We start from the raw sequence: 19,240 nt of genomic DNA on the forward strand, positions 1-19,240 counted from the left end.
CTTCGCCCCGAAGGGCTTTGCCGCCCGAGCATTCGCTCGGGACCTGGTTTACTTGGCACCCGACAGTATTTGGATGTGACGCTCTGCGCCCGCCGGGTGGCGTGCGTGGTGGACCACTCGACGATGAGGTGCGATACATGGCAAAGAACGGACCGCTGAGCGGAATACGCGTGATCGAGTTCGCAGGCATCGGCCCCGGGCCGCACGCAGCGATGATGCTGGGAGATCTGGGCGCAGACGTCGTGCGGATCGAGCGCCCCGGCAAGCTTCCCAAAGAGGGACAAGTCGCCGACCAGCTCTTGCGCAACCGCACGGTGGTCGAGGCGAACTTGAAAGATCCCACGGACAAAGAGGCGATCATGAATTTGATCGCCAGGGCCGATGTCGTCATCGAAGGCTTCCGTCCCGGCGTCACCGAACGCCTCGGTTTCGGTCCCGATGATGTCGCGGCCGTCAATCCCCGTGTGGTTTACGGACGGATGACAGGGTGGGGCCAGGACGGCCCGCTGTCGCAGGTGGCCGGCCACGACATCAACTACATCTCGCTGACCGGCCTGCTGCATGCCGTCGGCCGGGCCGACGAGGTGCCCACCCCACCGCTCAACCTGTTCGGCGACTTCGGCGGCGGATCCATGTTCCTCGTGCAGGGAATCCTGGCGGCGCTCGTGGAGCGCGAGAAGTCGGGCAAGGGCCAAACCATCGACGCCGCAATGGTTGACGGCGCATCGGTGCTCGGCCAGATGATGTGGGCGTTCCGCGGTACGGGTCTGTGGGGCAATGAGCGCGGAGCCAACCTGCTAGACACCGGCGCCCCGTTCTACGACGTCTACGAGACCTCCGATGGAAAGTACTTCGCCGTGGGCGCCATCGAGCCGCAGTTCTATGCCCTCCTGCTCGACGGGATGGGACTCGCCGATGACGAGACACTCCCCGACCAGCTCGACATGCCTCAGTGGCCGGCCATGAAGATCCGCTTTGCCGAGGTGTTCAAGTCCAAGACCCGCGACGAGTGGACCGCGATCTTCGACGGAACGGACGCGTGCGCCACGCCGGTACTCGACTGGGAAGAGGCCCCGCAGAACAAGCATCTGGCCAGCCGCGGGTCCCTGGTGGAGATCGACGGTGTCATGCAAGCCTCTGTCGCACCGCGCTTTTCGCGGACAGTGCCCGACACACCCGCCGCACCGGCCCGCACCGCAACCGATCCCGCGACGCTCTGGCAGGACTGACCGACCAGACACACGAACAACGGCCCATCCCCGTGCGGGGTGGGCCGTTGTCGTATCCGTCGGCTGTGTGGCCGACTAGACCTTGGTGGCGCCCATGTCCACCTCGATGGCGGAGGCGGTGATGAACTTGGCGCGGGCGGAGCACAGGTACATCACCGCGTCGGTGATGTCGCCCGACTTGGCCATACCGGGCAGGATCGGCTCGAAGTGCGCCTTGTACTCGGGCATCTCGAACACCTTGAAGGCGTCGGCATCTTCGATGCACATCGGGGTCTCGACGCCGTAGGGGTGAACGGTGTTGACCCTGATCTTGCTGCGGCCCAGCTCTTTTGCGGTTGTGTGCGCCAGCCCGACCAGGGCATGTTTGGACGCCGAGTAGGACGCCTGCATCGGCATCGACTTGATCCCGGCAACGGAGCTGATGATCACGATCGAGCCTCCGTTGCCCGCCTCGAGCATCGCCGGGATGGTGGCCTTGAGCGTTTTCCAGGATCCGTTCACGTTGACATCGATGACGTCCATGAACTGGCTCTCGGTCATCTCGTGGACGCTGCCCCAGGTGAGCACACCGGCATTGACGATGACGTAGTCGAGCCGGCCGAATTGGGCGACGCCGTCAGCCACGAGCTGCTGCTGGCCCGCCAGGTCACGGGTATCGAGTTGGCGGGCAAGAATATTGCCCCCCGCGGCCTTGACCTGGCGCACGGTCTCTTCCATGTCTTCGGCGGTGGCCACCGGGTACCCGATCTTGGTGACCTCACCACATACGTCGAGTCCGATGACCGACGCGCCTTCTTCGGCGAATCGGATCGCGTGACTGCGGCCCTGCCCGCGGGCGATGCCCGTGATGTAGACGACCTTGCCGTCGAAATCTCCCATATCGGCCACTGCCTCCGTCGATCTGAACGTGGGTTGAGTACCACGTCACGTTACAGCAAACTGTAACGTGTTCTAGTCGAATCACCCTGCCGGAGGCGCCGGGCTCTACGAGGTGGTTTCGCCGAATCGCTTCTCGAAGCCTTCGGGGATGATGATGTCGTCGCGGGTGAGGTCGTGAATGCTTCGGCGGCCCAGTCCCATCAGTGCCGAGTCGATTCCGCCGCGCATGATGTCGAGGACGTTCTCGACACCGGTCTGGCCGTTGGCGGCCAGGCCCCAGAGGTAGGCGCGGCCGATCATCACGGCGTCGGCACCGAGGGCGAGAGCCTTGACGACGTCGCTGCCGCGCCGCACCCCGCCATCGAGGAGTACCTCGATGTCCTTGCCGACGGCGTCGGCGATCGGTCCGAGCATGCGGATGGTCGCCGGGGTGCCGTCGAGGTTGTTGCCACCGTGATTGGAGACCGAGATGGCTGTGGCCCCGATGTCCACTGCGCGTTTCGCGTCGTCGATGCGGGTGATGCCCTTGACCATGAACGGCCCGCCCCACTCCTCGCGCAGCCACTGCAGGTCTTCCCACCGCGGCGGCGCGGTCTGCATCCACTGCCCGTATGCGCCGAAGAAGGTCGGTGCCTGCTGCGCCTTGTCCACCACGTTCGGCGCGGTGAGGTCGGGGATGATGGGCTTGCCCTTGTTGAACCAGTCCCAGGCATAACGCGGTCGCATCGCGATCTCGGGAGCCAGCTTCATCAGGGCCTTGAGGTCGACCTTCTCCGGGATCTCGGGGCTCCCCCAGTCACGTCCCATCGAGAACGACCAGTCCGTGGTGACGATGAGACCTTTGGCGCCGGCCTCGCGGGCCCGTTCGGCGCGCTTGAGGATGTCCTCGCGTGAGTTGAGCCAGTAGGCCTGGAAGAAGATCTTGTCGTTGACAGCGGTGACTTCTTCGATCGGCTTGGAGGCGAAGCTCGACAGACCCATGGCGGTACCGCGGGCGGCTGCTGCCCGCGCCACGGCGACCTCGCCTTCCTTGTCGACAGCCTGGACACCGGTCGGTGAGATCATCACCGGCATCGAGATGTCCTGCCCCATAACGGTTGTCGACAGTTCCCGCTCGGCATGCGCGCCGACGACGTGGGGTGCGAACCCGAGTTCGGCAAACGCATCCACGTTGTCGTTGACCGTGATGCCCTTCTCGCTTCCGGCGATCAGTGACGAATACACCGACTTGGGAAGTCGCTTCTTCGCTCGCCGCTGGGCTTCGGCGACACTCTCGAACCAGGGATTGACCATGGGGTGTTGATTCCTTTTCTCACCGGCGTCGTTGCCGGGTTGTGGTGTGGGAGTTCGCCTTCGGCATCAAAGGCGACTCCGGGTGAAGCCGCGCCGTTCAGTGGCAGGCCGACGCGGCCGCCGGCGTGAAACCGGCCAGCGGGTTCTCGTCGCAGTCACGCGAAGGCGGACGGGTCATCAGGGTAAGCGGCACACCACGCGAGTGGTCCTTGTTCGCCGAGGGCACGCTGCGGTCGCCCGCCAGCAATTCTTCGCCATAACCCTGAACACATTCGGGGTCGGGTCCGGCCAGGGGCAGCCCGGTGAAGAACTTGGCGGCCATGCATCCTCCACGGCATGCATCAAAATGCTGGCATTTGGTGCAGGCGCCCGCGTTCTGGGGTTCGCGGAGTTCGAGGAACAGGTCGGACTGCTGCCAGATCGTCTTGAACCCACCGTCGGACAAGATGTTTCCGGCGAGAAAGTTCTCGTGGATGGCGAACGGGCAGGCGTACACATCACCGACGGGGTCGATCAGGCACACCACGCGGCCGGCGCCACAGAGGTTCAGGCCGGGCAGCGCACCCTGGCCCGACTCGGCGAACGCGGACAGATGGAAGAACGAGTCGCCGGTCAGCACCCCTTCGCCGTGTGCGACGAGCCAGTTGTACAGATCGCGCTGCTGTTCGGGCAGCGGGTGCAGGTCGTCCCAGACGTCGGCACCTCGACCGGACGGCCGCATCCTGGTGATACGCAAGGTTGCGCCGTAACGGTCCGCGAGCGCCTTGAACTCATCGAGCTGGGTGACGTTCTGCCGGGTCACCACCACGCTGATCTTGGCGTTGGCGAACCCCGCCTCGTGCAGGTTCTCGAGCGCCTTGATCGCCATCGCATACGACCCCGGGCCGCGCACTGCGTCGTTCACCTCGGCGGTCGCGCCATCGAGTGAGATCTGCACGTCGACGTAGTCGCTGGCCGCGAGACGCTGGGCGACCTTCTTGTCGATCTTGAGGCCGTTGGTGGAGAACTTCACTCCCACTTGGTGATCGGTGGCGTAGTCGACCAGTTCCCAGAAGTCGGGCCGCACCGTCGGCTCGCCGCCGCCGATGTTGACGTAGAACACCTGCATGCGCTGCAGCTCGTCGATGATGGCCTTGCACTGCGCGGTGTCGAGTTCACGTGGGTCACGCTTGCCCGAGGAGGACAGGCAGTGCACACACGACAGGTTGCACGCGTAGGTCAGCTCCCACGTCAGGCAGATCGGTGCATCGAGACCTTTTTCGAACTGGTCGACCAGGCGGCCGACGGGCTGGCGCGACGCCGAGGGGCGATCGAGAACAGAAGTCATGGGGGTTCCTCACAGAACACGTACCGACGGCAGGGATTTGCCGGACCGCACGCGCCGGGCTGCGACGCGTGCGGCCATGCCGGACTTAGGAGTTGGGGACGATCATTCCCGAAACAGCCAGTGCAGAGAGCGCACTGACATACAGGTGCCGGTCGGCATCGCCGATGCCGGCAGCGGCCAGCGCGTCGTCAGCACTGGCGTGATCACCGAGCGACTGCACGACCTCGACCACCGTCAGGTTCTTGAGGAACGACAGCTTACGAGTGCCGAAGTGGTACAACAGCGCTCCGAACGGCTCGGGGCGCAGTGCGACCGACGAGTTCAGCACCCACGCACGATCGGTATCGAATGCTGTTGCTCGACCCGACGGAGACGAAGGCGAAGCCGGAGCTCGACCCGTGACGGTGTCAGAGTCGGTGACAGTCACGTCAGTACACGCCGCACATGCCGTCGATCGACACTTCTTCGACCAGGGACTCGGTGACCAGCTCGGTCTCGGTGGTGGCGTCCGCCTGCGAAGGATTCTGAGCTGTCATGGGGATTACCTCCTGTTGTGGGTGTGACGACCACCATAATGGCACTCAGTGCACAAACGCCAGAGGTTGGCCGAATCAATCCGGGAATCCCGCATAAACCGTCCGAAAGGACAGGTACTACAGGCCCATGTCGCGGCCGATGATGTCTTTCATGATCTCGGTGGTGCCACCGAAGATCGTCTGGATCCGCGAGTCGACGTAGGCCTTGGCCACGGGGTATTCGTTCATATAGCCATATCCGCCGTGCAGCTGGACACAATGGTCGATCACACGCTTGGCGAGTTCTGTGGTCCACCACTTGGCCTTTGCCGCATCCACCGCAGTCAGCTCTCCCGCGACCACCGCAGCCAGGCACCGATCGATGTATTGCTCTGCGATGTCGAGCTCGGTGCTCATTTCCGCGAGGACGAACCGGTTGTGCTGGAACGTTCCGATCGGCTGCCCGAAGGCCTTGCGGTCCTTGGTGTATTGCAGCGTGTCGGTGAAGACCTGGCGCGCACCGGCGATGGCACCGATGGCTATCGACAGCCGCTCGGACGGCAGGTTGTGCATCAGGTGGTAGAAGCCCTTGTTCACCTCGCCCAGAACGTTCTCGACCGGCACCCGGACATCGGTGAAGTGCAGTTCCGCGGTGTCCTGCGCGTGCTGGCCCATCTTGTCCAGCTTGCGGCCGCGTTCGAATCCCGCCATTCCGCGTTCGACGACCAGCAGGGTGAACCCCTTGTGCCCGCCGTTCGGATCAGTCCTGGTGACAACGATGACCAGGTCGGAGTTGATGCCTGCCGAGATGAAGGTCTTGGAGCCGTTGAGCACCCAGTGGTCGCCGTCGAGCACTGCGGACGTCTTGATGCCGGCAAGGTCGCTGCCTGCACCGGGCTCGCTCATCGCGATGGCGCCGATCAGCTCGCCGGAGGCAAAGCCCGGAAGCCAGCGTTGCTTTTGTTCGTCGTTGGTCAGTTTGGCCATGTAGGGCCCGACCACATCGTTCTGCAGACTCAACGCAGGCGTTGCGGACCCGAACTTCGCCAGCTCTTCGACGATGACGGCGTTGAAGCGGAAATCCTCCATCCCGCCACCACCGAACTCCTCCGGCAGATTGAAACCGATCAGCCCGTACTTGCCGGCGGCGAGATACGCCGACCGGTCGACCTGGCCTTCCCGTTCCCACTGCTCGGCATGAGGTGCGATCTCCCGTTCAATGAACTGGCGGGTCGTCTCCCTCAACTGATCGTGTTCGGTCTCGAATACAGTTCTACGCATCGTGTTCCCTTTCAACGTCATTCACGTCTGATCACCGTCTGTCGGAGCGGCATCGATATGCCCCGGCCACGCCGTCGAGGTGAGGGAACGCTGGTTCACTTCATGCCCCGGCAAGTGGGGCAATCGTAGTTGATCTGCACCCGGCGACAGATCCTTTTGAGGCAATAGGGCGAGCCCTTCGAGGCAACAGGAACAGGCCGCTGTCCGACATCTACCATGGGCGATGTCGCACGCCGGCGACCGCGAGACGCACCGGAGGTGAAGCCGTGCCCAGTGGACGGCGATCGGCGTGACCGCTCAGATCGGGCGGCGGCCGAGCACCACCAAGGCAAAGATCACCGATGCCGCGATCGACCTGTTCACCGAGGTCGGCTTCGACGAGACCAGTGTCGACGACGTCGCCGCAGCCGCCGGGATCGCCCGGCGAACCCTGTTTCGCTATTACCCCTCCAAGAACGCGATCGCGTGGGGTGACTTCGACGAGCACCTGCAGGACATGCGCAGGCTGCTTGCCGACCTCCCCGCCGACATGCCCGTCGCCGACGCTCTGCGCACCGCACTGCTCGCCTTCAACGAGGTCCCGGACGAGTACCTCGAACATCACCGTCGGCGGATGCACCTGCTGCTGAGCGTTCCGGCCCTGCAGGCGCATTCGATGCTGATGTACACCGGATGGCGCGATGTGGTCGCCGAGTTCGTCGCGATGCGCACCGGCACAGACGCCTCCGATCACGGCCCCCAGACGGTCGCCTGGATGCTTCTCGCCGTGGCGCTCGCCGCGTACCAGCAGTGGCTGGACCGGCCCGACTCCGATCTGGGCGACCTGCTCACGCGCGGTAGCCATATCCTGAGCGTGGGCCTCACGAGCGAGTTGGGGCCGCTCGGACGCACTGGTAATCTCGACTAGAACGTGTTCCAGTTTTTCCGTGGCGTCCGCTATGCCGTCAGGCGAGGAGGTAGGCCGGTGACCGTGTCCCCGCACAGCACCCGCAGCATTGTGCTGACCGTGGCCGAGGTGATCGACGAGACCGGCGACGCCAAGTCCCTGGTCTTCGACGTACCGGAAGAGTCGGCCGAACGATTCCGCTACAAGCCGGGTCAGTTCCTCACGCTGCGCATACCGAGCGATCAGACGGGATCCGTGGCTCGCTGCTACTCGCTCGCCTCGAGCCCGTTCGCCTCGGAGAAGCCCAAGGTGACCGTCAAGCGCACCGCAGATGGCTACGGGTCGAACTGGGTCTGCGACAACGTGTCCGCCGGAGATCAGATCGAGGTGCTGCCACCCTCAGGTGTGTTCACCCCGGCCGATCTCGGCGCGCCGATCCTGCTCCTCGCCGCAGGCAGCGGGATCACGCCCGTGATGTCGATCCTCAAGTCCGCTCTGCTCAAGGGCACCGGGCGCGTCTACCTCTGTTACGCCAACCGCAGCGAGAACGACGTGATCTTCGCCGCGGAACTTCGTGCGCTGCAGGAACAGTTCCCCGAACGCCTCACCGTGGTGCATTGGCTGGAGACGGTCCAGGGCCTCCCGACGATGCAGAAGCTGGCAACACTCTTGCGTCCACTGAAGGCCTACAACGCATACATGTGCGGCCCGGGACCGTTCATGGACGTGGTGCACAAGGCCCTTGCCGAGGTCGGGATGTCGCACCACCAGGTGCATGCCGAGGTGTTCTCGTCACTCTCCGGTGACCCGTTCGAGGACAGCGAGCCCGAAGAACTCACCGAGGAACAGATCGCCGACGCCGCATCGGTGGAGGTCGAACTCGACGGCGAGGTGCACGAGTTGTCGTGGCCCCGTAGCCGGACCCTGGTGGACATCATGTTGTCGGCCGGGCTGGACGTTCCGTACTCCTGCCGTGAAGGCGAATGCGGGTCGTGCGCGTGCACGGTCACGGAGGGCACCGTGGCGATGGAGAACGTCGGGGCTCTCGACGAAGAGGACATCGAAGACGGGTACATCCTCGGATGTCAGGCCCGGCCCACATCCGACACCCTCAAGATCGAGTTCTGACCCGCGTCTTCGGAACCCGTCACCGCAGTGATCGGTAGTGCGCACGCTCCTGTGCGGCGAGGTGTTCGGTGGCGTAACTCAGTGCGGTGCGGCCCATCTCGGCGGCATGCTGGTCGAGGAAGTCGGTCAGCAGACGGCGGTCGACGCGTTTTCCGGTCTCCCGCAACATCCAACCGACCGCCTTCTGGATGAGGTCGCGACGGTCATCGAGCAGTGAGGGGGCCAACTCCAGAAGGGTTGCGGCGTCGCCGGCTCTGATGAACGCGAAGGTGGCCAGCACGGCCACCCGCCGACGCCAGAGGTCGGTGTCGGCCGCGAGCCCGAGGAGCAGCGTGTGGTCCTGCTCGCCTCTCTCCCGGTCGCACTGCAGAAGCCATTGTCCCAGGATGTATTCCGCAGACGAGTCGACGAGATCCCAGTTGTTCACTCGGCCCCGGTCCACCGCTGACAGGTAGAGATCGACCCAAGCACGGCGGTCCTGGTCGCTCGGCGCCTTCTCGAAACCCGAGCGCAGTAGGAACAATCCGGTGAGCCTGTGTTCGTGAATGTCGCTGTCCAGCAGAACATTCACCTGACTGCGATCGAGGCCACGGAACCTCTTCGCGATCTTCCGTTGCTCCGGGACGCGAACGCCGGCAAAGCGGTCGCCCTCGCCGTAGTCACCCCGTCCCGTCCGGAAGAACTTCGCCGAACTCGCGGCCCGATCCGGATCCCCGGCCTCGTCGATGGCCGCCATCACCGCGGCGGCCGACAGGGTTTCGGCGGGGCGGGCCGCATCCATCACCTCAGAGTCCACTCACTCCAGGACGTCGGAGATCGGCGCGTGGGCGAGCAGTTTGTTACGCATCTTCATCACCGCTCCGGCCTTGCCGGCCCCGACCACGGCGGTGAGCAGCCCGTCCCGGCTGTAATAGACGACGAACTTGGTTCCGTCGTCGGAGATCACATGCACGTCGTCGCCCGGAGAGGGGTGGCCCAGTGCTTGGACCTTGATGTCGAACTGGTCGCTCCAGAAGTAGGGCACAAACGGCCGCGGGTTATCGGCTTCGGTGCCGAGGATCGTGTACGCCACCTTTGCCGCCTGCTCGATGACGTTGTTCCAGTGCTCGACCCGCGACGGCTTGCCCTGTGCGTCACGCCAATTGGCAACGTCGCCGATGGCGTACACGTCGGGAGCGCTGGTTCGTCCGGTCTCGTCACACGCGATGCCACCGCCGTCGCCGCCGTCGGCGAACGCGATACCCGAACCTTCGAGGTAGTCGATCACCGGCGTCGAACCGATGCCGAGAACGACGATGTCGGCGGGTAGTTCGGTGCCATCGGCGAGAGTGACGGCGGTGACCTTGTCATCGCCGACGATGTCGGAGACGCCGATCCCGGTCTTGATCTTCACACCGCGTTCGGCGTGGATCCTGCCGACCATTGCGCCCACCTGCTCACCCAGCGCAACCGCGAGGGGCGCGAGGGCCGGTTCCACCACGGTGACGTCGAGACCTCGGGTGTGCAGACTGGCGGCGACCTCGCAGCCGATGAAGCCGGCACCGACCACCACCGCGGTGCGCGCGCCGTCGATTTCCGAACGCAGCGCCAGCGCATCATCGACCGTGCGCAGCACGTGCACGCCGGCCTTCCCACGGGCGAACGGCAGAGTGCGCGGGTTCAGACCGGTCGCCAGCACGAGCGTGCCGTACGAGAGGGTCTCGGGCGCGCCGCCGCCGACCGGTTCGGTGGTGACCGTGTGCGACGCGGGATCGACTGCGATGACCCGGGTTCCGGTTCGCAGGTCCACCTTCTTGTCGTCATAGAACTCGGCCGGTTTGAGATCGACCCGGTCCTGATCGCCGATGAGCACCGACTTCGACAGCGGCGGACGGTCATAGGGCGGGTGCTCTTCCTGACCGATCAGTACGAGGTCCCCGTCGTATCCCTCATTACGGAGATCTTCGACCAGTCGGGCTCCCCCGAGCCCGGCTCCGACAATCACGATCGCGGCGCTCATCGCCACCTCACATCCTGGATACGGCCTGCACATTGATTCGACATCTTCAGCCCGGTCCCACCGGTTGCAGCCCGGCGAGCAGCCAATTGCCGTCGACCTTACGCATATCGGCCCACCGCGAGACAGCCACCACCTGCTGAGCGGGGTCGGCGGTCGGCACGGTGATGGCCTGGTTGACGAACACCAGTACCCGGGCGCTGTCGGAGTCCATCCGGTTCACCGCCGTCGCCACCACCTGGGCCGACATCTGGGCGCCGAGGTCCACGGCCGCCGGCAGTACCACCGCAGGCCCTCGACTGCGGAAATCGAGCAGCAGCCTGCCGGTGAGCCGCGGTCCCACCATCTGTTGCTGATCGGCGAGCGTTTGCGGAGTGAACGTCATCAACGCACTGACCGCGTCCGACGTGGCGGCTTGAACTTCGCGCCGCTGTCCCTCGCGTTCGTCACCTCGCGTCTGCGGGCCGATGAACCCCACCACGGCGATGGTGACGAGCACGAGGAGGGCGATGCCCAGAATCGCCACGACCGTTTTTCGTCGCCGCCCCAGGTGCTCGGGGCGAGACGCCGGCAGGGTGTCGCGGGACTCAGTCATGTCACGCTCGGTCGGGTCGTCCTCTGTCATTGCAGCTGTGTCCGATCGATCTTCCAGCGACCGTCGTCGGCCTTCATGGTGACCACCAGAGCCACCCGATTCTGTCTCGCACCGGCACCGAGCAGCGCCGGGTTCGTGCCCTCGGCAACCACATACACACGGGCGGTGTTGTCGTCGACGTCGCCGGTGATGCCGGCGGCGAGCACCTGGCCGGTACTGGGTACCTCGAGTTGACCGACGAGTTCGAGTACCTGGGGCCGTGCGTCCACGAGCCGCTGATGTTGTTCACCGGATGTCACGGCGAGCGCCTCATCGAGGAATCGCTGAGGCTCGGCGGGATCGATGGTCAGCAGGGTCGCAATCGCCGATCGGGTGTCGTCGAGGACGGCGGAGTCGCGGGCACGGTCCTGCTCGGCGGCGCGGTGCTGCACGGCGAGAACGATTGCTGCAATCAGCAATACGACAGCGACGGCCGCCGCGCACCCGCCGGCGAGAACGAGCCGGCCACGGCGTCGTCGGTCTCGCGAGGCGTATGCGGGCGCCGCTGCAGACCGAGCGCTGCGGGCGGCCGCCCGCGCCTCCGCGACACGCTCGCGCGCCAATCGAAGCCGAGTCGAGCCCCCGCCCGCCTCCTCCGCACTGCCCGCTGTGGTCCGCGCGCTCACAGCACCTCGTCCGCCCTGGCGAGCTTCCAGTCGCCGCCGACCTTCTCCAGCCGAACCTCGACTGCCTTGACGAACGTCGCCGGGTCGGTGCCCGTGCGTGTCTGGGCCACCTCGGCCGACACCACGAGCTCGGCATGATCGGTCCCGACGTCGGAGATCCCGGTCTCGATCGGTGTCCAGCTCACCGAGTGGTCGGGCACCGCCGCCGGATCGAGCGACGTCGCATATTGCTCGGCGAACTCATCGGTCACCAGTGAGCGCGCCCGTTCACGGTCCTGCGCGTAGGTGTCGGTTGCGAACGAGAACACCTGAGCCACCAACGGTCCGGCCTGTTGCTGCGCCTGGCTGCGATTGGCAGCGAGCAGGTCGTCGTCGGCGTCGACCTGCCACGCCCAGGTGAGAGCACCGGCGCACAGGACCATCACGAGCACCGCGGCCGCCAGCCCGGCCCAGACAACGGTGGGCGAACTGCGTTTCGTACCTACGCTCACGGGAAGAACTCCAGGTCCGAGATCTTCAAGGACCCGTCCTCGGGAACCACGTCCACCTGGATGCGGAACCGCCGATCGTCCGGTCCGTCGGCCGGATCGGTGTTGGCGGGATCGTCGGTGACCTCGGTACGGGTGGCGACCGCAGCCGTGACCAACAGAGTCGCCCGCTCGCCCGATCGCGACGAGATACCCACGCCGTCAACGGTTCCCGCCGCCTGTGCGCCGATCTGCTGTACAAACCTCGTATACGCATCGGCGGATTGGGCGAACTCGTCCCGGAACGTCCCCGTGGACCCGGCCAGAATCTTCCGGCTGCGTCCGGAGGCATCGTCGGCAGCCGGAGTCAGCAGCAGCTCGACGCGTTCACGCGCGGCCTGTTGGTAGTCGGCATCGCTGAACCCGCTGTCGGCGGTGACGTATCGATACCCGCCGGCGACAGCTGCCACGGCCGCGAGCGCGACCGCAGCGACGAGAATCCGGAACCACACCGGCGATCGAATCGGGTCACGCTCGCCGAGTTCCACCTCCAGCGCGGCCAGGGCCGACTCCGCCGCGCGTAGATCTGCCCGTGCAGCACGGTCCTTCGCGATGAGGGCACGCTCGTCCGCCGGAGTGGCGGACAGCAGTGCGCGGGCGTTGAGCACCGGTTCATCCTAGAGACCCGGCCGCCCTGCGGGTCCCGCTTCTGGCGGCCGGTCGCGTGTCGGTCGGCAAGAACGACCCGCCCGACATTCCGACAGGGTGCGCCGGGGTCGGTTACATTCCTTGCGGGGGTGAACGTGGAGATCATCGGAAGAGGCGGACGTATGAACCCAGCACGGCCCCTGCCGTGACCGTTGTCGTCGGATATCAGCCCGGCCGTGGAGGCGATGAGGCGATCGAGCTCGGGTCCGGCCTGGCCGATGCGCTCGGCACCAGCCTGGTATTGGTGATCGCCACCCCCAAGCCGTGGAGAACGCCATCGATGGCGCGGGTCGATGCCGAGTTCGCCGAGTACGCACAGCGTTACGGCGACGACGCCGAGGCCTCCGCCCGAGCCCACCTGCGGACCCGCGCACCGGCCATCACGGCGAGCTTTCGCCGCGTCAGTGAAGGCTCGGTGTCCAAGTCACTGCATGTGGCGCTCGACGAGCTGGACGCGGACGTCCTCGTGCTCGGGACCACCCACGGCGACGACGGCGGCCGAATGTCGCTCGGTGCCACCACCAGTCGCCTCATGCACTCCAGCTCCGTACCGCTTGCGCTCGCTCCGAGGGGCTACCGTTGCACCGCCATCACCGGTGTCACCTGCGCGTTCTCCGGCGACTCACGCGGGGAAGACGTGGTTGTCTCGGCACGTGATCTGGCCGGGCGACTGTCCGTCCCGCTACGCGTGGCGACGTTCGGGGTTCGGCCGGCGGACATGTTCCCGCCCGAGGTCGGATTCGATGCCGAACGCGGCGTCATGCAGGCCTGGCGCGAGCAGATGGCGGCGTCGATGCAAGAGCTGGTGCACCGCAACGTGATCGACGACAGCGTCCAGACGTTGGTGAGCACCGGCGACAACTGGGACGCGGCCTTCGACGGCATCGAATGGCCGCGAGGTGAGATCCTCACCATCGGCACGACCCCTCGCGACTCCGTCAAACGCGTATTCCTCGGTTCGACAGCAGCGAAGATCATCGCTGCCGCGACCGTTCCCACGATCATCTTCCCCGGCTGAGGTACCCACCATGGATGTCAACAAGAACCCGGCCGCCGCCGGCGAAGCACCACTGACCGTCTCCACCCTGTTCCGCCGAAAACCCGTTCCCAGGCCACCTCGTGGAAGCGGACACCGGCCTCAAACGCACCATCACCACCACACAGCTGGCGTGCTTCGGTATCGGATCCACCGTCGGCACCGGAATCTTCTTCGTGATGAGCGAAGCGGTGCCCGATGCCGGGCCGTCCGTGGTGATCTCATTCCTCATCGCCGGCATCGCCGCCGGTCTCGCGGTGATCTGCTACGCCGAGATGGCGTCGGCGGTGCCGGTGTCGGGGTCGACGTATTCCTACGCGTACGCCACGCTCGGCGAGGTTGTCGCGATGGCTGTCGCGGGCTGTCTGCTGCTCGAGTACGGGGTGGCGACCGCCGCGGTCGCCGTCGGTTGGAGTCAGTACCTCAACGCACTCCTCGGCTATATCCACCTACCAGCGATCCCACACGCGCTCAGCGCGGCACCATGGGACGAGAACCCCGGTGTGGTCAATCTGCCCGCGATCATCCTGGTGGCGCTCTGCGCGGTCCTGCTCATCCGGGGAGCCAGCGAGTCCGCCCGCGCCAACGCGATCATGGTGGCCATCAAGTTGTCGGTGCTGGCCCTGTTCGCAGCGGTCGCATTCTCCGCCTTCAACACCGACAACATGAGCCCGTTCTTCCTCAACGGCGCCAACGGCGTGACAGCCGCAGCAGGCGTCATCTTCTTCTCGTTCATCGGACTCGACGCCGTGTCCACGGCAGGCGAAGAGGTGAAGGACCCGCAGCGCACCATGCCCCGGGCACTGATGGCCGCGTTGATCACCGTCATCGTTGTGTACGTGTTGGTCGCGCTTGCCGCAGTCGGCGCCCAGCAGGCAGACAAGTTCAAGGGGCAGGAGGCCGGCCTGGCCCAGATCCTCGAGGATGTGACCGGGTCGACCTGGCCGTCCATCGTGTTGTCGGCGGGTGCCGTCATCTCCATCTTCTCGGTCACCCTGGTCACCCTGTACGGCCAGACCCGCATCCTGTTCGCGATGGGCCGCGACGGCATGCTGCCGACGTTCTTCACGCGGGTGAACGCCACGACGTTGACGCCGGTGAACAACACGGTTGTGGTGGCCGTGGTCGTAGCCCTGATGGCCGGCTTCATCCCCTTGGATTACCTGATCGACATGGTGTCGATCGGCACCCTCACCGCCTTCACCGTCGTCAGTCTCGGCGTGATCATCCTGCGCCGTCGCGAGCCGAATCTGGAAAGGCCGTTCAAGGTCCCGTTCTATCCCGTCACCCCTGTTCTGGCCATCGCGGCGTGCATGTACATCCTGTGGGGACTGCACTGGTACACCTTTGTCTTCTTCGGACTGTGGGTGTCGGTGGTGATCTGCTACTACCTCGTCTACGGCCGCAAACACTCCAGGCTGAACGTCACCTCTGACCCGCTGGGTGGATGACGGGGGTTCTGGTAGACGCGCGGTCTGCAGGGCGAGCAACGGCGAGGACACCGAGCGAAGTAGTTTCGCGGCTCACGAAACCCGCACACGCTCGCACTACAGACCGAGCAACAACCAGAACACCGAGCGAGACCTACCGACCTACGCCGTGTTGTGCTCCTGGGCCAGCGCGTCGAGTGTGGTTTTTGTGACCTTGCCTTGTGCGCCACGCGGCAGGTCGGGAACCACGATGACGTCACGAGGAACTCGCGACCGCGACAACTCGGTACCGATGTAGCTCTTTACGTCGGCGACCACCACGTCGGCACCATCACGGGGCACCACAAATGCCCGGAGTCGTTGGCCGAAGTCCTGATCGGAGACGGCAACAACAGCGGCGTCGACGATGTCGGGATGCTTGCCGAGCGCCAGTTCCACCTCTTCGGGGAAGACGTTTTCCCCGCCGGAGATGATCATCCCGTCACTGCGGCCCTCGACGAACAGCCTTCCCGCGGCATCGAGACGTCCGGTGTCGCCGGTGTTCAACATCCCGTTCAGCGTCTCTTTGCTCGTGCCGTTGGTGTACTTGCTGATCTGGCTGCCCGACCGCACGAAGATCTGTCCGGACTCCCCCGTCGGTACCCGAGCACCGTCTCTGATGATGGCCACCTCGACACCCAGCGGTGGGCGCCCGGCGGTGGTGGGTTCGGCCGCGAGGTCGGCAGGGGTCGCAATGGTGACGTACGAAGCCTCGGTCGCGCCGTAGAGATTGTGCAGTACCGGCCCGAACCGCTCGGCAACGGCAAGCACCAGAGATGCGTCGAGTTTGGCGCCGCCGGAGGCGATCATGCGGAGCCGGCCGTGGTCGATGCGACGGAGCTGTTCATCGTCGAGGTCCATGAACCGGCGCAGCATGGTGGGGACCACCATCATTGCGGTGCAACGGTGTTCGACCAAGAGACTCAGCGACTCCGGTGCCCGGAACCGCCGGTCCATAACCACGGTCGCGCCGGTCAGCAGGCACACCATCGTGGCAAGCAGGCCCCAGCCGTGGAAGGCCGGCGCCGACATCAGCACGGTGTCGGAGCCGCGGATCGGGATCTTGGAGACGAACCCGGCCGGCAACGACATCGACACCGCGCCGTCGCGCGGCGCACCCTTCGGCGCTCCGGTGCTGCCGCTCGTGAGGATCACCAGCGACGACTGGTGCTGCGGCGCCCGCGGCAGTTCGGTCGAACTCGAGGCGATCAGATCGTCGAGTGTGCCGGGTGCTGGCTCACCCGCAGCCTGGTCGGTCCAGGCAACGTACCGGCGGACCCTGTGGTCAACCAATTCGAGGACGCCGGCGAACTCCGCGTCGTGCAGGATCACGTCGACCTTCTCGCGAGCGGTCACCTCCGCCATCTGCTTGGCGCCGAGATCGGTGTTCAGCAGCACCACACGTGCCCCGAGTCCGATGCCCGAGAGCAGACCGATCACCGCAAAGCGGCTGTTGCGGCACATCACTCCCACGGTGTGCCGGTCCTGACCTGGCAGGACCTCACCCAGGCCGTTCATGACCGCGTTGCACATCGCGGCCAGTCCGCTGTACGTCACCGGTCCGTGCGGGTCGATCAGCGCAACCCGGCTGCCGTGGATGGCCGCATAAATCGCAGGGCCCGCTGCTTCACCTGCCGCACGCCGGAGCCTGGCGACCTGAGGCAGTTGCCGAACACCCGGCATCGCGCCGGCGCGCCGCAGTTCCCGTACCGCCGCCAACTCGGTACGCACATGGTTCAGCTTCGACACGCGACGCCTCACCACACCATCGTCGCGAGATAGCGCTGCGCGTAGTCGCGGACCGCTTCGGGCTCCGATCTGCTCTCATCCATCGCCGGGGTATCGAGGTACGAGATCACCAGCCGGACAAGGATTTCGGTGACGGCGTGCAGATCCTCATCGGGCATCTTCGCGCCGGCCGCCCGCAACGTCTTCATGATCCGTCCGGTCACGATTTCGATGAACAGACCGGTCACCGAGTTGGTGATGCCCTTGAGTGCGTCGCGTTCGTCGACCATCATGCGGCGGATCAACGGGTCGTTGTTCACCAGCTGCGCACCGGCGAGGAACGCCTCGACAACCGCTTCCTGCGGTCCGTGGCCGACGGTGGCCTGCTCGAGCAACATCATTCCGTCGAGGTAGATGCGTTCGGCCACACCGAGCAGCAGCGCCTCCTTGTTCGGGAACCGCCGGTACAGGGTGCTGCGACTGACCCCCGCACGCTTGGCGACATCGTCGACACCGGTACGACGAATGCCGTTGTCCTCGAACTCGCCTCGCGCGGCCTCGAGGATTGCGTCTTCTTGCTCGCGCGGCGATGCGGTGTTGCGCACCTTGCGCGACGATGATGCCCGTTCTTCGGTGGGACTCGACGACCGCGCCATCACACGCGCCGCATGGTGACGGGCAGCTTGTCCTTGGGCACCGGCAGCGAGCTGAAATCCATCGGCATCGTGTAGTCCTGCGGCACCGACCACTCGAATCCGCGTAACAACTGGTGCATGATCGTCCGGACCTCCATCTGCCCAAAATACAACCCGATGCACTTGTGCACGCCACCGCCGAAGGGCATCCATGCCATCCGGTGCTTCTTGTCCTCGGCGCGCTCCTTGGTGAACCGCTCGGGATCGAAGACGAATGGGTTGGACCAGTACTCGGCGTCGTAGTGGTTGGTCAGCCCTGGGACCGACACGATCGAACCCTTGGGTACGTAGTGCCCGAGTACCTCGGTGTCTTTGATCGCCATGCGCGGCTGCCCGGGAACCGGAGCGCACATGCGCAGCGACTCCTTCATGATCAGGTCGAGATCGGTCAGCTTGGCCAGGTCGTCGTAGCCGAGCTCGGCGCCGAGTTCCATGGACTGAGCGCGGGCGCGGTCCTGCCACTCCGGCGACTTGGCCATCCGGTACGCCATCTGGCTCATCGTCATCGTCGAGGTGTCGTGGGCCGCCATCATCACGAAGATCATGTGGTTGACCACGTCTTCGTCGGTGAACCGATGGCCCTCCTCACTCTCGGCGTGGCACAGCACCGAGAACAGGTCGGGCGACTCCCCCGCCCGCTTGGCGGCGATGTGGCTCATGAAGAACTCTTCGAGGACTTTGCGTGACCGCAGCCCCTTCCACCAGCGACCACCGGGAACCGGCCGGCGAACCAGCGCGACTCCTGCGCGGACCGTGTCGATGAAGGCCTTGTTGACGCGGTCGGCTTCCTCTTTGGGTAGTTCCAGACCCATGAAGACCTCGAGTGCCACGTCGAGGGTGAGTGCCTTGAACTCGCTGAACAGCTTGACCTCGCCGACGGGGAACTGCTTGATGCGCTCGACGATCATCGGCTGCATCTCTTGCATGTAGCCCTTCAGCACGGGCTGGGTGAAAGCCTGCTGGAGGATCAGCCGATGGTGGCGGTGCTCTTCGAAGTCGAGCAGCATCACACCGCGATTGAAGAACGGGCCGATGAAAAAGCTCCAGGCCGGACCGTTTGCGAACGCCTTGTCTTTGTTCATCAGGATCTGGTCGGCAGCTTCGGGCCCGCGGCAGGTGATCAGCTTCTGCCCGAAGGCGTTCATGAACGACACACGACCGAATGCCGCCTGCTGGGCGTCGCTGAAGGCGAACGGGTCCCGGCGCATCTTCAGGATCTGGATCGCCCCGTTGGTGTCCGAACCCTCGATCGACTTCAGACCGCTGCCCGATGGGGCCTCCGCCAGGATGACCGACATTGCTGAACCTCCGCTGTTGGAACGATTTCGCAAAATTGTATCTTC

At 65.2% G+C, this 19,240-nt stretch carries 20 protein-coding genes; 5 read left to right on the top strand and 15 right to left on the bottom strand.

Annotated features, from left to right (window positions below; genetic code table 11):
* Positions 1–137 precede the first annotated feature (137 nt).
* Positions 138–1,229, top strand: a complete 1,092-nt coding sequence (locus MVA47_RS22415) for a CaiB/BaiF CoA-transferase family protein (RefSeq protein ID WP_247209922.1) — start codon at positions 138–140, stop codon at positions 1,227–1,229.
* Between the two features lie 75 nt (positions 1,230–1,304).
* Here MVA47_RS22415 and MVA47_RS22420 read toward each other — a convergent pair whose 3' ends face one another.
* The 6 genes from MVA47_RS22420 to MVA47_RS22445 form a co-directional block, all read right to left on the bottom strand.
* The gene (locus tag MVA47_RS22420; protein WP_247211019.1) at positions 1,305–2,108 is read right to left on the bottom strand and encodes a mycofactocin-coupled SDR family oxidoreductase; all 804 of its coding nucleotides are present in this window, start codon (positions 2,106–2,108) and stop codon (positions 1,305–1,307) included.
* A 105-nt stretch (positions 2,109–2,213) separates the two neighbouring features.
* Complete coding sequence (gene mftD, locus MVA47_RS22425; protein WP_247209923.1) at positions 2,214–3,401, bottom strand: pre-mycofactocin synthase MftD; 1,188 nt, start codon at positions 3,399–3,401, stop codon at positions 2,214–2,216.
* 97 nt (positions 3,402–3,498) lie between these two features.
* Positions 3,499–4,728 carry a mycofactocin radical SAM maturase gene (mftC, locus tag MVA47_RS22430; RefSeq protein ID WP_247209924.1) on the bottom strand — a complete coding sequence of 410 codons (1,230 nt, stop codon included), beginning with the start codon at positions 4,726–4,728 and terminating at the stop codon, positions 3,499–3,501.
* A gap of 85 nt (positions 4,729–4,813) precedes the next feature.
* Complete coding sequence (gene mftB, locus MVA47_RS22435; protein WP_247209925.1) at positions 4,814–5,155, bottom strand: mycofactocin biosynthesis chaperone MftB; 342 nt, start codon at positions 5,153–5,155, stop codon at positions 4,814–4,816.
* Position 5,156: 1 nt separating this feature from the next.
* The gene (mftA, locus tag MVA47_RS22440; RefSeq protein ID WP_099383923.1) at positions 5,157–5,264 is read right to left on the bottom strand and encodes a mycofactocin precursor MftA; all 108 of its coding nucleotides are present in this window, start codon (positions 5,262–5,264) and stop codon (positions 5,157–5,159) included.
* A gap of 117 nt (positions 5,265–5,381) precedes the next feature.
* Positions 5,382–6,524, bottom strand: coding sequence for an acyl-CoA dehydrogenase family protein (locus MVA47_RS22445; RefSeq protein WP_247209926.1), 1,143 nt, complete (start codon positions 6,522–6,524; stop codon positions 5,382–5,384).
* 289 nt (positions 6,525–6,813) lie between these two features.
* On the opposite strand from MVA47_RS22445, the gene mftR reads away from it, so the two are divergent.
* Both mftR and MVA47_RS22455 read left to right on the top strand, forming a co-directional pair.
* Positions 6,814–7,431 carry a mycofactocin system transcriptional regulator gene (gene mftR / locus MVA47_RS22450; protein ID WP_247209927.1) on the top strand — a complete coding sequence of 206 codons (618 nt, stop codon included), beginning with the start codon at positions 6,814–6,816 and terminating at the stop codon, positions 7,429–7,431.
* Between the two features lie 57 nt (positions 7,432–7,488).
* Complete coding sequence (locus MVA47_RS22455; RefSeq protein WP_099383922.1) at positions 7,489–8,538, top strand: ferredoxin--NADP reductase; 1,050 nt, start codon at positions 7,489–7,491, stop codon at positions 8,536–8,538.
* A gap of 19 nt (positions 8,539–8,557) precedes the next feature.
* On the opposite strand, the gene MVA47_RS22460 is transcribed toward MVA47_RS22455, so the two are convergent.
* From MVA47_RS22460 to MVA47_RS22485, 6 genes are read right to left on the bottom strand one after another with little or no spacing between them, the layout of a single operon-like run.
* Positions 8,558–9,274, bottom strand: a complete 717-nt coding sequence (locus MVA47_RS22460) for a DNA alkylation repair protein (RefSeq protein WP_247211020.1) — start codon at positions 9,272–9,274, stop codon at positions 8,558–8,560.
* 60 nt (positions 9,275–9,334) lie between these two features.
* Positions 9,335–10,537, bottom strand: a complete 1,203-nt coding sequence (locus tag MVA47_RS22465; protein WP_247209928.1) for an NAD(P)/FAD-dependent oxidoreductase — start codon at positions 10,535–10,537, stop codon at positions 9,335–9,337.
* Positions 10,538–10,583: 46 nt separating this feature from the next.
* Positions 10,584–11,159, bottom strand: coding sequence for a hypothetical protein (locus MVA47_RS22470; RefSeq protein WP_247209929.1), 576 nt, complete (start codon positions 11,157–11,159; stop codon positions 10,584–10,586).
* Entirely contained in the window at positions 11,156–11,794 is a 639-nt protein-coding gene (locus MVA47_RS22475) for a hypothetical protein (protein ID WP_247209930.1), read from the bottom strand. Before MVA47_RS22475 ends, MVA47_RS22470 begins: the two co-directional genes overlap by 4 nt.
* A complete protein-coding gene (locus MVA47_RS22480) occupies positions 11,791–12,285 on the bottom strand; it encodes a hypothetical protein (protein ID WP_247209931.1) in 495 nt (164 codons plus the stop codon). Before MVA47_RS22480 ends, MVA47_RS22475 begins: the two co-directional genes overlap by 4 nt.
* The gene (locus tag MVA47_RS22485; protein WP_247209932.1) at positions 12,282–12,929 is read right to left on the bottom strand and encodes a hypothetical protein; all 648 of its coding nucleotides are present in this window, start codon (positions 12,927–12,929) and stop codon (positions 12,282–12,284) included. Before MVA47_RS22485 ends, MVA47_RS22480 begins: the two co-directional genes overlap by 4 nt.
* A gap of 185 nt (positions 12,930–13,114) precedes the next feature.
* On the opposite strand from MVA47_RS22485, the gene MVA47_RS22490 reads away from it, so the two are divergent.
* Positions 13,115–13,987 (top strand): universal stress protein, encoded by an 873-nt coding sequence (locus MVA47_RS22490; protein ID WP_247209933.1) that lies wholly within the window; start codon positions 13,115–13,117, stop codon positions 13,985–13,987.
* 101 nt (positions 13,988–14,088) lie between these two features.
* Entirely contained in the window at positions 14,089–15,456 is a 1,368-nt protein-coding gene (locus MVA47_RS22495) for an amino acid permease (protein ID WP_247209934.1), read from the top strand.
* A 141-nt stretch (positions 15,457–15,597) separates the two neighbouring features.
* On the opposite strand, the gene MVA47_RS22500 is transcribed toward MVA47_RS22495, so the two are convergent.
* Genes MVA47_RS22500 through MVA47_RS22510 form a run of 3 tightly spaced genes read right to left on the bottom strand, consistent with a single transcriptional unit; the run spans position 15,598 to position 19,195 of the window.
* Positions 15,598–17,223 (bottom strand): AMP-binding protein, encoded by a 1,626-nt coding sequence (locus tag MVA47_RS22500; RefSeq protein WP_247209935.1) that lies wholly within the window; start codon positions 17,221–17,223, stop codon positions 15,598–15,600.
* Positions 17,224–17,231: 8 nt separating this feature from the next.
* Positions 17,232–17,858 carry a TetR/AcrR family transcriptional regulator gene (locus tag MVA47_RS22505; RefSeq protein WP_023956124.1) on the bottom strand — a complete coding sequence of 209 codons (627 nt, stop codon included), beginning with the start codon at positions 17,856–17,858 and terminating at the stop codon, positions 17,232–17,234.
* Positions 17,858–19,195 carry a cytochrome P450 gene (locus MVA47_RS22510; protein ID WP_247209936.1) on the bottom strand — a complete coding sequence of 446 codons (1,338 nt, stop codon included), beginning with the start codon at positions 19,193–19,195 and terminating at the stop codon, positions 17,858–17,860. Before MVA47_RS22510 ends, MVA47_RS22505 begins: the two co-directional genes overlap by 1 nt.
* Positions 19,196–19,240: the final 45 nt, after the last annotated feature.

The sequence above is a fragment of the Williamsia sp. DF01-3 genome (genome assembly GCF_023051145.1).
Lineage (GTDB): Bacteria > Actinomycetota > Actinomycetes > Mycobacteriales > Mycobacteriaceae > Williamsia.